General features: G+C 40.3%; 11 protein-coding genes, 1 pseudogene and 1 riboswitch. Of the genes and pseudogenes, 4 read left to right on the top strand and 8 right to left on the bottom strand.

Going from position 1 to position 14,522, the window contains the following annotated elements:
* The first annotated feature begins 49 nt into the window (after positions 1 to 49).
* Positions 50 to 1,648 (top strand): annotated as a pseudogene (locus tag AC5WOF_RS09005) (MDR family MFS transporter).
* A gap of 14 nt (positions 1,649 to 1,662) precedes the next feature.
* On the opposite strand, the gene gcvPB reads toward AC5WOF_RS09005, so the two are convergent.
* Genes gcvPB through gcvT form a run of 3 tightly spaced genes read right to left on the bottom strand, consistent with a single transcriptional unit; the run spans position 1,663 to position 5,557 of the window.
* Positions 1,663 to 3,114 carry an aminomethyl-transferring glycine dehydrogenase subunit GcvPB gene (gene gcvPB / locus AC5WOF_RS09000; protein WP_496049630.1) on the bottom strand — a complete coding sequence of 484 codons (1,452 nt, stop codon included), beginning with the start codon at positions 3,112 to 3,114 and terminating at the stop codon, positions 1,663 to 1,665.
* Positions 3,111 to 4,460, bottom strand: coding sequence for an aminomethyl-transferring glycine dehydrogenase subunit GcvPA (gene gcvPA, locus AC5WOF_RS08995; protein WP_496049629.1), 1,350 nt, complete (start codon positions 4,458 to 4,460; stop codon positions 3,111 to 3,113). Before gcvPA ends, gcvPB begins: the two co-directional genes overlap by 4 nt.
* Entirely contained in the window at positions 4,457 to 5,557 is a 1,101-nt protein-coding gene (gene gcvT, locus AC5WOF_RS08990; protein WP_496049628.1) for a glycine cleavage system aminomethyltransferase GcvT, read from the bottom strand. Before gcvT ends, gcvPA begins: the two co-directional genes overlap by 4 nt.
* A 145-nt stretch (positions 5,558 to 5,702) precedes the next feature.
* Positions 5,703 to 5,807, bottom strand: a riboswitch (glycine riboswitch).
* A gap of 175 nt (positions 5,808 to 5,982) precedes the next feature.
* Here gcvT and AC5WOF_RS08985 point away from each other — a divergent pair.
* From AC5WOF_RS08985 to AC5WOF_RS08975, 3 genes are all read left to right on the top strand, one after another.
* Positions 5,983 to 7,116 carry an MFS transporter gene (locus tag AC5WOF_RS08985; RefSeq protein ID WP_496049627.1) on the top strand — a complete coding sequence of 378 codons (1,134 nt, stop codon included), beginning with the start codon at positions 5,983 to 5,985 and terminating at the stop codon, positions 7,114 to 7,116.
* A 305-nt stretch (positions 7,117 to 7,421) separates the two neighbouring features.
* Complete coding sequence (locus AC5WOF_RS08980) at positions 7,422 to 9,134, top strand: DEAD/DEAH box helicase (RefSeq protein ID WP_496049626.1); 1,713 nt, start codon at positions 7,422 to 7,424, stop codon at positions 9,132 to 9,134.
* Entirely contained in the window at positions 9,122 to 9,943 is an 822-nt protein-coding gene (locus AC5WOF_RS08975; protein ID WP_496049625.1) for a YqhG family protein, read from the top strand. The genes AC5WOF_RS08980 and AC5WOF_RS08975 overlap by 13 nt, the downstream gene beginning before the upstream one ends.
* 351 nt (positions 9,944 to 10,294) lie before the next feature.
* Here AC5WOF_RS08975 and AC5WOF_RS08970 read toward each other — a convergent pair whose 3' ends face one another.
* From AC5WOF_RS08970 to AC5WOF_RS08950, 5 genes are all read right to left on the bottom strand, one after another.
* Positions 10,295 to 11,041 carry an amino acid ABC transporter ATP-binding protein gene (locus AC5WOF_RS08970; RefSeq protein ID WP_496049624.1) on the bottom strand — a complete coding sequence of 249 codons (747 nt, stop codon included), beginning with the start codon at positions 11,039 to 11,041 and terminating at the stop codon, positions 10,295 to 10,297.
* Positions 11,042 to 11,053: 12 nt separating this feature from the next.
* Positions 11,054 to 11,734 (bottom strand): amino acid ABC transporter permease, encoded by a 681-nt coding sequence (locus AC5WOF_RS08965; RefSeq protein WP_496049623.1) that lies wholly within the window; start codon positions 11,732 to 11,734, stop codon positions 11,054 to 11,056.
* A 110-nt stretch (positions 11,735 to 11,844) separates the two neighbouring features.
* Complete coding sequence (locus tag AC5WOF_RS08960; RefSeq protein ID WP_496049622.1) at positions 11,845 to 12,624, bottom strand: transporter substrate-binding domain-containing protein; 780 nt, start codon at positions 12,622 to 12,624, stop codon at positions 11,845 to 11,847.
* A gap of 160 nt (positions 12,625 to 12,784) precedes the next feature.
* Positions 12,785 to 13,045: a hypothetical protein gene (locus AC5WOF_RS08955; RefSeq protein WP_496049621.1), complete on the bottom strand. Its 261-nt coding sequence runs from the start codon at positions 13,043 to 13,045 to the stop codon at positions 12,785 to 12,787.
* 113 nt (positions 13,046 to 13,158) lie between these two features.
* Positions 13,159 to 14,442: an anti-phage deoxyguanosine triphosphatase gene (locus AC5WOF_RS08950; protein ID WP_496049620.1), complete on the bottom strand. Its 1,284-nt coding sequence runs from the start codon at positions 14,440 to 14,442 to the stop codon at positions 13,159 to 13,161.
* Between the last annotated feature and the right edge of the window lie 80 nt (positions 14,443 to 14,522).

Here is a 14,522-nt window from a genome sequence, read left to right as displayed (position 1 = left end):
GTTTAAACAAATTTTATGTAGGTCGAAATTTATTTTTTCGCGAGTAGAAATGTTATATCATGATAAGGGGTTAGAATACTTATATGTCTTTTCGCAAATGAAACGAGGTTACAAGACCATGACATCTTATACACAAACAGAACCCTTTTCGGAGTCCAGCAAAAAAACAAAACGAACACGTGTATTTGTCTTTTTGTTGATTACGATGTTTATGATATCCATCGAATCCACAATAGTAGCAACAGCTGTACCTGAAATAGTAGCAGAATTAGGCAATTTTTCTGCTTATAGCTGGGTTTTCTCAGCATTTTTACTCATGCAATCAGTCACCACTCCTATATATGGAAAGCTGTCTGATTTATTTGGACGAAAGCCAGTTTTTTTGATTGGAACAGCCATTTTTTTAGTAGGTTCTCTTTTGTGTGGACTGGCCACATCGATGGGATTGCTCATTTTTTATCGATTTATCCAAGGGATCGGTGCTGGAGCTGTGATGCCGATTGCGACAACATTAGTGGGAGATTTGTATTCGTTAGAAGAGAGATCCAAGATTCAAGGCTATTTATCTAGTGTTTGGGGAATTTCTTCGGTAATAGGTCCCCTTGCTGGTGGATTGATTGTCCAATATGTAAGCTGGGCTTGGGTGTTCTGGGTCAATATCCCACTTGGCATCGCCAGTTTAATTGGGATTCAGCTGTACCTACATGAAAAAGTGGAAAAGAAAAAGCCATTGATTGATTACCTTGGTGCGAGTCTATTTTCCATTTCTATTTCCGCTTTGATGCTTATTTTGATTGAGGGTGGTTCTAACTGGGGTTGGATCTCTTCTCCTACTATTTCTTTATTTGTTGTATTTGTCATTACGATCGCAATTTTTCTCTGGTGGGAAACAAAAGCGACTTCTCCAATGATTCCACTATCTTTATGGAAAAATAAACTGATCGCGGTAGCAAATGTATCCACTCTACTAGCAGGTGCATCGATGATCGGATTGGCAAGTTTCTTACCTACCTACGTTCAAGGAATCATGGGATCTTCTGCACTTGTTGCTGGATTTGCCCTGACAGCTATGTCAGTAGGATAGCCAATCGCCGCAAGTGCTACTGCAAAATTGTTTCCAAAAATAGGATTCCGTTACACTGCTATTCTTGGTGGGATTTTTCTTATTTTGGGCTCCCTCTTTTTTATTACACTCGATCCGAGTAAAGGCCCTATTTGGGCTGGAATAGGTTCATTTGTAATCGGGGTTGGAATGGGGTTTGCTACTTCTACTTTTACGATTTCCATCCAGAGCAGCGTTGGTTGGGAGATGAGAGGGGTAGCAACTGCTTCTAGTATGTTTATGCGATCTGTTGGCACAACACTAGGAACCGCAATTCTTGGCGGGGTTCTCAATTTTCAATTGAAATACTATTTAGATCAGCATCATACAAACAATCTAAAACTCTCTTCAATCGACGCAGCTAATATTTTATTAGACCCTGTCAAAAAAGGCCAACTGAGTGAGGAAGCTCTGCACTTACTTCAGAATGGGCTGCAAACTGCTCTGCATACCGTGTTTTGGGGTGTTGGTGTATTTGCAGTATTAACCTTTTTGTCAACCTTATACTTTCCCTCTCTTCAAAAGAAAAAACAGCCGGAATCATAATCCCGGCTGTTTCTTTAATTTCGGCTCCATCTCAGTTTTGGCTTACGGGCAGCAAGTACTTCATCAAGTCGTTTCACTAAAGTATGGTGGGGTGCTTCTTGTACCATTTCAGGTGTTTCTTCTGCTTCTTTGGCGATTTGGATCATGGTATCGATAAAGTGATCGAGTGTTTCTTTACTCTCTGTTTCTGTTGGTTCAATCATCAAACATTCTTCTACAATGAGCGGGAAATAAATAGTCGGTGGATGAACACCAAAATCAAGTAATCGTTTAGCTATATCTAAGGTACGAACACCTGACTTTTTCTGACGATTACCAGAAAGGACAAATTCATGTTTACAAACCTGCTCAAATGGCAGATCATAATAGTCTTTTAATCTTGCTTTCATGTAATTCGCATTTAGTACTGCATTTTCGGACACTAGGCGAAGACCTACAGCTCCCATCGTCCGAATATAAGCAAAAGCTCGCACTAAGATCCCAAAGTTACCATAAAATCCTTTTACCCTGCCAATAGAATTAGGTAAGTCGGTTTTCAAATAATAGGTTCCATCTTCTCTTCTTGCAACAAGAGGTTTTGGCAAAAAGGGAACCAAATCTTTTTTCACTCCAACTGGTCCAGCTCCAGGACCTCCTCCACCATGTGGTGTCGTAAATGTTTTATGCAAATTGAGATGCACAACATCAAAGCCCATGTCACCAGGCCGAGAAATTCCTAATATCGCATTGGCATTTGCTCCATCGTAATAAAGTAGACCACCTGCTTCATGCACAAGCCTAGCAATCTCTACGATTTCTTCTTCGAAAAGTCCAAGTGTATTAGGATTTGTCAGCATTAAAGCAGCTGTATCATCACCCAATACTTCTTGAAGAGCAGCCACATCTACGAGCCCTTTTTCGTTAGAAGGAATAGTAATGGTTTCAAACCCAGCAACTGTAGCACTTGCAGGATTGGTACCATGTGCAGAGTCTGGTACGATAACTTTGTTTCGCAAGCCTTCCCCTCGACTTTGATGATAAGCTTTTATCATCATCAATCCGGTCCATTCCCCTTGGGCTCCTGCAGCTGATTGTAAGGTAACTCCATCCATACCTGTTATTTCAGCTAAATCTTGTTGTAATTCAAACAAAATCTGTAAGGCTCCTTGTACCGTTTCTTCTGCTTGATAAGGGTGAATTTTCGCCAAACCTGATAGCCTTGCAACATCTTCATGCACTTTTGGGTTGTATTTCATCGTACAGGAACCCAGTGGATAAAATCCATTGTCCACCCCATGATTTCTCCGCGAAAGTTCAGTGTAGTGACGCATGAGGTCGAGTTCAGACACCTCTGGCAGATCTGCCGCTGCTTCTCGTGCATATTCATTTGGTAACGCTTCTACTTCTGGGACATCAAGTGCTGGAAAACTATGGGCAATTCGTCCGGTACGACTCAATTCAAAGATGAGAGATTTGTGTGCTTTCATACCAATAATTCCTCCAATGCCTGACATAGCGCTGCAATATCTTCTTTTGTTCTCTCTTCTGTAACCGCAAGGAGCATATGGTCTGCTAATTCTGGATAAGAAGTGCCAAGATCATAACCACCGATAATCCCGAAAGAAAGCAATTTGTGATTGATCTCTTTGATCGGTTTGGATAATTGAACAACAAACTCATTATAGAATGGTGTAGAAAAAACTACTTCTACGCCATCGATCTTACTTAATTCTTGTCTGGCATAATGAGCTTTGTGGAAATTTTGTCTCGCTACCTCTTGCATTCCCTCTTTCCCCATCGCACTCATATAGACAGATGCTGCTAAGGCGTTTAAGGCTTGATTGGAACAGATATTAGATGTCGCTTTGTCACGGCGAATATGTTGTTCTCTCGCTTGTAAGGTCAGAACAAAGCCGCGGTTTCCATCTTCATCTACTGTTTCTCCAACAATTCTACCGGGAATACGACGCATCAAAGCTTTGGTAGTAGCAAAAAATCCACAGTGTGGTCCGCCAAAAGAAGCCGAAATACCAAGTGGTTGTGCATCACCAACTACGATATCTGCTCCATATTTGCCAGGTGGTTTTAACATTCCTAATGAATTGGGATTACTGCTGACAACCAATAAACCTTTAACCCGATGAGCTAGTTTCTCAATGGCTGTCAAATCTTCCAAATGACCAAAGAAATTAGGAGATTGGACGATGACTGCCGCTGTTTGAGAGCTCACTAATTCTTCTAATGCTAAAGTATCTGTTATCCCATCTTTATAAGGTATTTCAATGATTTCATAACCCAATCCATGAGAATTGGTTTGAAGAATTTCTCGTGCTTCTGGATGAACGGTGCGAGAGACGAGAATCTGTTTTCTCTTTGTGACTCCTGTTGCGAGATTTGCTGCTTCTGCTAGTGCTGTTGGACCATCATACATGGAGGAATTGGCAACATCCATACCTGTTAGCTCTGCGATCATTGTCTGAAACTCAAAGATCGCTTGAAGCTCTCCTTGGCTGATTTCCGGTTGATAAGGAGTATATGCGGTATAAAACTCAGAACGGGAAATAACATGACCGACTACACTTGGAATATGATGGTCATATACGCCTGCACCAAGAAAAGAAGCATGTGTATCAGTGGATATATTTTTACTTGCTAACTGCCGCATATGACGAACTAATGTGGATTCCGCCATGGGAGCAGGTAAATTCATCTCCCCTTGAAAACGAACACTAACAGGGATTTCATGGAATAAATCTTCTACTGTATCTACCCCAATAGTTGCAAGCATCTCAGTACGATCTTTTTCTGTCATTGGTAGATAGCGCTGTTTCATCCTCTTGCCCTCCTGTAAAATGGCGTTGGTACAAGCTTTGCTTTCACTCGTTTTCCTCTGATCTCTACTTCTACTATTTGGTTCATCTGAGCAAAATATGAATCAATAAGAGCTAAACCAATATTTCGTTTGGTCAATGGGGATTGTGTTCCAGAAGTCACTTCTCCTACTAGTTGATCTTCTATATAAATGGAATAGTGACTTCGAGGAATTCCTCTGTCGATCATTTCAATTCCAACTTTTTTCCGCTTTACTCCTGCTTCTTTCTGAGAAAGTAACGCATTTGATCCAATAAACGCTCCCTTGTCTAACTTCACAGCAAATCCCAATCCTGCTTCCAAAGGAGAAATCTGAGCCGATAATTCTTGTCCATAGAGGGGTAATGCTGCTTCCAGTCTCAAAGTATCTCTTGCTCCAAGTCCACAAGGAACTAACTGATATTCCTCACCTGCTTGAAGCAGTTGTTTCCAGAGCTTCTCTGCATCTTTTGCATTTACATATAGTTCGAAACCATCTTCCCCTGTATAACCTGAACGAGAGACCAAAGTTCGAATTCCACATATATCGATGTTCATAGCAAATTGAAAGGAAGACAAAATCGCCAGATCAAAAGTCGTACAACGTTGTAAAATTTCCTCTGCAAAAGGTCCTTGCAAAGCAAGTAATGCCGTATCTAGGGAACGGTCTACAATCGTTACTTGATCATCTTGGAGTTGATCTTTTAACCAAGCAATATCTTTATCGATATTGGATGCATTGATAACGAGCAAAAATCCATTTTCCTGCGTTTGATACACTAATAAGTCATCAACTGTTCCACCATCTGGGTAACAAAGCAAGGAGTACTGAGCCTGACCTACCGTCAGTTTATGAATATCGTTGGTAGTCACGCGATTTACAAATTTCTTTGCATCCTCTCCCGTGATCTCCACTTCCCCCATATGAGAGACATCAAATAGTCCAGCACGTGTTCGAACTGCTTCGTGTTCATCCTTAATACTGGAAAATTGAACGGGCATCTCCCATCCACCAAAAGGAACTAGTTTTGCTTCATTTTTATATACCGAATAAAGGGCTGTTCGTTTTAATGCTGTCATCCTTGCACCTCCAAATCATTTCCATCAAAAAAAACAGAGAAATTCCTTATCTCATAAAGAATTCCTCTGTCCTTGGTACCTGAGAGTTCTGTCCTTGAGTGGACATGCCCCTTTGGCGGCTCATAAAGAGCGCTCTCCAGAGTGACGTCCGACGAGCCTCCTTTTGCCTGAGAGATTCACCTGTAAAGGTTTGCTCCTTCGGCGCCAACACCCAACAATACTTGGGAATGGTCTCTCCTCTCGTCTTCAACCGTCAAAGTTATGTATTTGTCCCCTCCATTGTGCCATAAAAACCGATCATTTGCATGCTTTATTTATAAGAAAGTACGTCTTTTTCAGTCAAACGCTATTCTCTCTTTAATTTGATAGTTTTCAGATAATTGTTTACAATAAATACAGATTTCATTTCCCACTTAAGGAAGAACATGAGATTTATTATCATCACAAGAATTTTGTTCATTCTTGGATCAACCATCAGTCTGATCCAGCTTCCCATTCAGCTGGATCGAATCGGGTTGAGTGTCGGTGTAGTAGTAGCAGCATTCACGTTTTTCCAGTGCACTTTCCTGCCTCTAGGAAATTGGCTGGCTACATGGCTGGCTCTCCGAGTAAAAGGACATAGGAATGTAGCATTGGGCGCAGTAGGTCTCTTTGTATGTTCCCAAGTCCTTTACCTTATTGGTGCTTACTACAAAGCGATTGCAGTATTTTTTCTAGCTCAATCCATCCATGCGATTGCTTTTGCTCTGTTCATTCCCAAAAGCAATTCCCTGATGGAACAATCCTTTTTGGAAGGATCAGAAAGAAAACGTAGAGGTTTCTTCCAAACATTCATCCGATCTGCTGAAAAAATTGGAGAGCTAATCGGGGTTTCCCTCGGAACAAGTCATCTTGGCTTGCTCTCTTGGGCATTAGGCATCGGAACTTCTATTCTCGCTTTTTTCCTGCTCTACTTCGATAATTTCCCAAAATCGGAAGTAACATATAGGAAGCTATCTTGGAAGAGTTGGAGAAATTGGACAGGGGATAACGTGCTCAAAGCCATCCGTTCTGCATTTTTTCTAGCAATCGTACAGGGGATGCTCCTTGTATCAGGGAGTCTCTACCTGATTACAAATAGAGTAAACCCAGTTGTTCTAGTCATCGGACAATGGATTGGAATTGGATCGATGTCATTTTTCGGCTACCTGACACAGAAAAAAGGTAATCGATTCGTCATCTCCATCTGTCTGATTTGTCTGATGCTGGGTCTTATGGGACTTATCTTCTCTCCACACTTCGATCAGTTTGCCTATCTGGGCTTTTTGATCACTGGTACCCTTCTTGGGACAAGTACAAGCGGAGGATACCTCTGCTTTCAGAATATCACCCAAGAAAAAGCTGACAAAGAAAAACAAACAGAAGGATACTCCACTCTCCTTCTACTTTGGAGACTAGGCATCCTTACAGGTCAGCTAAGCGGAGCATATCTTGGGTATCTAGGTTCTTGGTACGCTTCTCTTGGAATAGCAACGCTGTGCTTCACCATGGTCTTCTTCAAGTCGAAGCAACTTAGTTAAACAGTATAGTGTTGACCAGCAACTACTTACATACTCATCCTATGGATCGATATGTAAGTAGTTGCAAAAATAAGCTTTCTTATCTCCATGTTAATTCACTTGCATTCCAGCATCATATCCACACGTATCTCCGTTTTTCACCTCTCCCCATCAGCTAATCACTCACTCCAACTACTAGTTACAATGTATTTCGAACCCGAATCAAATATCTCCAACTTGCCTCACTATTTCATTCTATCATGCATTATTTACCAAAAAACAACTCATACTACATCAGATACTAATTATCCAAATGGAGGAGAGAAATGAATACACCTCCGATTCGTTTCCATCGGGAATGGTTACCTATTTTCCAAGACCAAGTTGAAACAGATTCTGGATGGGCAAACTGGGATCGGTTTCAGCTTGCCATCGAAGCTGCCAAAGTTACTGCTGTACCTGAATTCGACACCCTTTTATGCCTAAATCAACTTCAAGGGATAGAGCCACTTCCTCATCAAATTGATGTCACCAAACGGGTCATCCAAGAAATGCGAGGCAGGGCGATTCTTGCTGACGAAGTCGGTTTGGGTAAAACCATCGAAGCAGGGTTGATTTTAAAAGAATATCTCATACGTGGTTTGGTACAAAAAGTATTGATCCTTGTACCTTCTTCACTCGTTTTACAATGGACAAGAGAACTAAACCAAAAATTTCAAATTCCAGCAGTCGCACAAAAAAAAGCATGGATGTGGGATAAATATGATATTGTGGTCGCTTCGATGGATACAGCGAAGCGTGATCCTCATCGGGAAGTAGTTCTTTCTCAACCCTACGACTTGTTAATAGTGGATGAAGCACACAAATTAAAAAATCGCCGAACAAAAAACTGGCAGTTTATCAGTGAAATGCAAAAAAAGTATTGCTTACTATTGACTGCAACACCTGTACAAAATGAAATGGAAGAACTATATAATCTCGTTTCCCTTTTAAAACCAGGGCAGCTTGGCAACGAATCTCGTTTTAACAAAGATTATGTTGCCGGAAAACGCTTAGCAAAAAATGAAGGGCAACTGCGTCAAGAAATCAGCCGCGTCTTGATCCGTAATCGACGTAAAGAGAGCAATCTTCCCCTTACAGAGCGGATTGTCCAAACCATCCCTATCGAACTTACTCCAGAAGAAAAGGCATTGTATGAAGGGGTGAGCGATTTTGTCAGAGATCGTTACTCTTCTGCCGCTGATCTCAAGAGTATGTTATCATTGCTCGTTTTACAAAAAGAAGTATGCAGTAGCCGTGATGCTGTCTTTTTAACGCTTTTTAAATTATTCCAAAAAGGCAATGGAGAAGAAGCATCTATACCTCCTGAAGTGAATCATTTGATTCACTTATTACGTGCAGTGACGACTTCTTCCAAAGTAGAAGCAGCGGTTAACTTAATTAGCGGTTTGGACGATAAAGTAATCTTATTCACAGAATATCGTGCAACCCAAGAAATGCTGATGCGGGCACTGGCAGCGAAAGGAATACATGCTGTACCTTTTCGAGGTGGATTTAATCGAAATAAAAAAGATTACATGATGGAGATTTTTCAAAAAAGAGCTCAAGTCATGATCGCAACAGAAGCCGGAGGCGAGGGAATCAATCTTCAATTTTGCCATCATATCATCAATTACGATATGCCTTGGAATCCGATGAGAGTAGAACAACGCATTGGACGCGTTCACCGTTTAGGTCAAAAAAATGATGTCCATATCTACAATTTTGCTACGATCGGGACAATTGAAGAACATATCATATGGCTGCTTCATGAGAAAATAGCACTTTTTGAGTCCGTTATCGGTGAGCTGGAAACCATTTTAGAGAGTCTAGAAAAGGACACTTCCTTAGAAAAAAATCTGATGGATATTATGATAAAAAGCAAAACCGATGAAGAAATTCGAATTCAACTCAGTCAAATCGGGGATCGCTTCCAAAACGTGAAAGAGGAGCACCTTCAGGAGAATGATAAGAAAGAGGAGTTACTGTGGACCAAATAGCACTAAGAAATTTTACCGAAAGATACCTAGAAACCAATGGTTGCCGAATTATGGAATCTACTCCTTTCTATCTACATACTCAATTATCTATAGAAGCAGATAAAGATTTGGTCAATCGTCCCTATTATTGGATGTATGTAGAAAAAATGAATTTACCAGCAAATCCCCTGCAACTCTGCCTTGTTTTTGACCCTGAAAATCCACCTGAAGATAGACGAGCAGAATACCTTTTTTATGGATCACCAAGGTTTCGACAACTGTTACGATCCGCTCAGAAACAAGGTAAATTTGTCCGTCTCTATCAAGAACCTTCAGGCTGGTCCCAGTATTCTTCTCAATCAAAAGGCTACACACCTTGGCTATCTGTGCATTTTCTGATTTCCTATGTCTGTGATCAGAAAAAAGATCGAGTATCGTCTTATGGTATCAACTTGCAAACTGGTCAAATTAATACCAATTTTGCAGATGAACTCCATCAGTATAAATGGACACTCAAGCTTCCAGAAAAAAGGTATACATTAAGCCCCCGCATGACCATACAAGAAGCTGTTGGAGAAATCGAATATTTCCTTACCGAAGAATTGACAGAAGAAGATCATGGATGGGCGGAAGATGCCCAAAAGCGGCTGAAAGAGGAACTAGAACAAGTAAATACCTATTTTCCTGACGAAGCAAAACAAACGGATGAGCAAAAATCAACAAAAACAGCACGCCAAAGAGAATGTATCTGGCAATATCATCCACGGATCGAAGTAGACTTAATCTCCGCAGGTCTCTTTTATCTAGAAAGTGGATCGCAAAAGCAATAAGGCTAAGCAATTGTATGCTCAGCCTTAATATTTATCGTTTCCTACATAAATTTCGACGGCTCGGACTGGGGGGTCCGAGCCTCTTTCTAGTTCTTCGGCTTACTCTTGTAGGTATGGAAGCCTCCAAACCACACAGCAGCTGCCGCGAGGACCAGAAGGAGAAGAAAGGCAAATCCTATTCCAGACAACGGAAAAAGGAATACAACCACCACAACCAAAAGAAGCACGGCGACTGCGATCTTCCCGCCAAACACCGAACGCTCGTTGGTCGCAGAAGTTATCTCGGGAGTTTCCACACCAGTACCTTTCAGATCTACTAATTATAAATAGTATACTTATTTAACATGGAAATCACAACTGACTAAATCTTTCCAAAAATTGCTTTGTTCGCTCCATTTGTGGTGTTTCAAATATATCTTTTGGCTTTCCTTGCTCCACGATCTGTCCTTGATCAATGAAGATAATTCGATCAGCTACTTCTTTTGCAAACGATAATTCATGAGTCACGATCAACATCGTCTGGTCTCCCAATGCAAGTTGGCGAATGGTTGCTAATACTTCCCCGACGAGTTCTGGATCTAGTGCGGAAGTTGGTTCATCTAACAAAAGAACTTCTGGTTCCATTGCTAGTGCTCGGGCAATGGCTACCCGTTGCTGCTGACCGCCAGATAACTGATCAGGATAAGCATCTTGTTTTTCTTGTAAACCTACCTGTCTTAATAGTTGGTCAGCTTGTGACGCTGCTTTGCTGGGTGAAACACCTTTCACTTGAATCGGGCCTTCCATTACATTTTGTTTTGCTGTCATATGTGGAAAGAGATGAAAACTTTGAAAGACCATGCCCGTTTTCGCTCGTAATTGTCTTATTTCTCGTTCTGCTACTTTCTTTTTCTCTTGGAAGGAAAGAACAGCATTATTAATTTGAACAGTTCCAGATGTTGGTTTTTCTAATAAATTTAAACACCGTAAAAAAGTTGACTTCCCTGATCCACTCGGACCAATAATCGCAAGAACTTCTCCTCTTTTCACCTCGACATCTATCCCATGCAACACTGCTTGATCACCAAAACGTTTTACCAGATTGGAAACTTGAATCATCTGTCTTTCCTCCTATTTCGTAAATTTCCCATATCGATCTTCTAAACGGTCTTGGACCCAAGCAAGTATCGTACATACAATCCAGTAAAAAATAGCAACCAAAATATACATGGTAAGGTAATCAAATTCTCTACCGCCAATAATTTTGGCTTGATAGAGCATTTCTGGGACTGTGATCATCGAGAGTAAGGAAGTATCTTTCACCAAACTGAGCAATGTATTAGCCAGAGATGGCAGTGCCACTCGAAGTGCTTGAGGCATCACAATGCGTCTTAATGCTTGTCCATATGTCATATTTATCGAATAAGCTGCCTCCCACTGCCCTCTGGGAATCGAAAGCAGTGCTCCCCGAAAAGTTTCAGCAGAATACCCGCCCACATTCAACGAAAGACCAATAATCGCCGCAAGAAAAGGAGTCAGGTTAATTCCGATCACAGGCAAGCCAAAATATAAAATAAATAATTGTACCAACAATGGTGTCCCTCGAATGATAGATATGTATACCCTCGCTGGGTAACGTAAAATTTTGGCGGAAGACATTCTCATCAGAGCTACAATTAATCCGATTAATAATCCGATAACAATCGTGATTAATGTAATAATAATCGTATATTTTAACCCTTGCAAAACAAACCATGCAGAGCTTTTCGCTAACTGGAAATCAAATAAATTATTCCATTGTATTCCACCCAATGCGTTTCTCGTCCCCTCTTATATAGCTCCCTCTTACTATGCTCATGAAAGATTGTAGATAAACGGAAAAGTAGCTTGCCATAAAAGCTACTTTTCCTTAAACATCATTCTTATTTGGATACATCCATGCCAAAGTATTTATTTGATATTTTCGCAAGGGTACCGTCTTTCTTCATTGCTTCTAGTGCCTTATTCACTTCATCTACCAATTTTTTACTGTCTTTTGGAAACGCCAGCGCAGAAGATGACTTCTCTACTTGTTCTCCTACTGTTTTAAGAGGGAGATGAGTTTGCTTCATCATTTCTGCAATTGCTAAGCGGTCATTCATGCTCAAATCAATCCGGCCAGCTGCTACATCACGCATCGCACTCATCATATCTTCATAAGGAACGATAGTTGCACCAGCATCTTGAGCCATCTTTCCATAATTACTTGTTGTAGTTTGACCTGCTTTTTTGCCTTTTACATCTTTAATAGAATGGATCGTAGTATTATCATTTTTCACCACAATTTGCGCATAAGACACCGTGTAAGGAGTAGAGAAATCAAATTTCTTTTGTCTCTCCGGTTTAATCCCTACTTGGTTTGCCACCATATCTATTTTTTTGGAAGAGAGACTAGTCAACATTCCATCCCAAGGAATTTCTTTGAACTGGACTTTGAGTCCTAATCTTTTTCCTACTTCACGAGCTACTTCTACATCAAATCCTGTTAATGCATTTGTTTTTTCATCATGATAACTAAATGGTTTATAAGTTCCTTCTGTACCAACTACCAATACTCCGCTTTCTTTTACTTTTGTATAGATGTCATTGGTGGTTCCGACACTACACCCTGCAAATAACAGAAAAGCCAATAGAAAGGGAGCAAACCATATTAAACGCTTCATACATCCGACTCCTCTTACCTTTATTAGTAAAAGCATGTTCCAAACTAATATTATTATACATAACTAAAAATTTAAGTCAATAAAACCAACTTGATAAGTCGGATTTAAATCAAAATAAAAATAGATAAGATAACATTGCCCTCTTATCTATTTCACATTTTTAGAAACGCTTTCGATTCGATTTTGGTAGATTTTCACTGTTCTGCATAAACAGCAACTGTGTCTCCACGTCATGAATTCTTTCTTGAAGATAACGTATCTCTCGATTCAGTCGATAAAATTCTTCTTCATACAGATTTTCTAATCGATCCATTCTCTTTTCTATCTCGCGTGTTTGATTGCTATATTGATTTTCCATCAACTCATAACGCCGGTCTACACTCTCTAAGAGAACTCGGATAATGTCATGCAACTCATCCATGCAAAACACTCCTTACCGTGACGATAAAACTTGCAAACCCTAGAAAGAGATTCTGTTTATATTTATCCAAATAATACCATTTTTTAGTTTCTCTTATCAAGCAGGAATTTAGACTAGAGATGTGGAATAAAAGATGCCCCATCTCCTCTTCCAAAAAGCTGTTGGTATACTTTCATTGCATACGGATCAGTCATACCCGATATATAATCACAGACCACTCTTGCTTTATCAAAAGTAGATATCCCTTTCTTGATCGTCAGCCGATCATTATGGGGTAATAAATTTGGTTCGTTCATCATCGCTTCAAATAACTGCTTAACGACAAATCTACCCTTCCAAGCCATCGTTTGGACGGTTTGTGAATATACTACTTCATCGATTACTAATTGTTTTAAAATACGAAGCAGCTCAAATCGCTCTGCCATTAATTCAACGCGATACTTCAATCGAGGCGAACTCGCATCTACTTCGTTTTCTTTTAGCTCTACACCAAAAACAAAATAAGAAATCATTGCAGATATTAACTGTTTTAAATCATATTTAAAGTGATCGGTTCGCAAAAAATGTTTTTCAAACCCTGGAAAGGAAGACAATATTTTCGTCAAAGCAGAAGAATGAATGAAACCTAGATTGATCGCGTCCTCCACATCATGGGTTACATAGGCAATATCATCAGCTAGTTCTAATAAGGAACACTCCCATGATTTCCGAACTGTCTTTTGGAAACCTTCCTCTGTCGTCTTGGTTTCCATGTAATAATTTTTTTCTTCCTGTGACAGAGGCTCCATCATCCAGTGAAAAGCTTCTTCGTCTACTTTATATATATTAGCCTTTGGCGGGTGTTCTTTGTTGGTACTTTTGCCAATCGCATCATCGAGAATGATAGGATATTTTACAATAGAATAGAGAAGAGCACGCGTTAAATTTAATCCTACGACTTTATCTCCTTCTATGCGGGATAAAATGCGAAACGTCTGGGCGTTCCCTTCAAATCCTCCATAATGATACATACAATCATGTAGAGCTTGTTCGCCATGGTGACCAAAGGGGGGATGACCAAGATCGTGAGCTAATGCTGCTGCTTCAAGTAGAGACACGTCAAGAGAAAAATCAGCTCCAAGTTTTGGATCATGTGCATTTAAAAAAATAACAATGCTGCGAGCTATCTGCGCTGCCTCCATGGAGTGCGTCAGTCTTGTACGATGTAAATCACCTGCTTCTGAGCCTATCACTTGGGTTTTGGCTTGAAGCCTACGAAATGAAGCACTATGTACGATTCGCCCATAATCCCGTTCAAATGGGTCTCTTGTTTCAAGTGGAGAAGTGAAGGCAGACTTCCTTCTCGCTAAATCATCTTGGGTATAACATCTATTCGTTAGATCGGAAGAAATAATCATTTTCTCAGCCCCATCTCAAAGAAAGTTGCAAATACTTGTGCTTTTTTCTACTATTTAAATTAAAGCAGAAGATTGTCGAA

This window comes from Shimazuella sp. NTD250 (assembly GCF_059510375.1).
The sequence above is the reverse complement of the archived record's forward strand: the minus strand, read 5'-3'. Positions and strand labels throughout refer to the sequence as shown.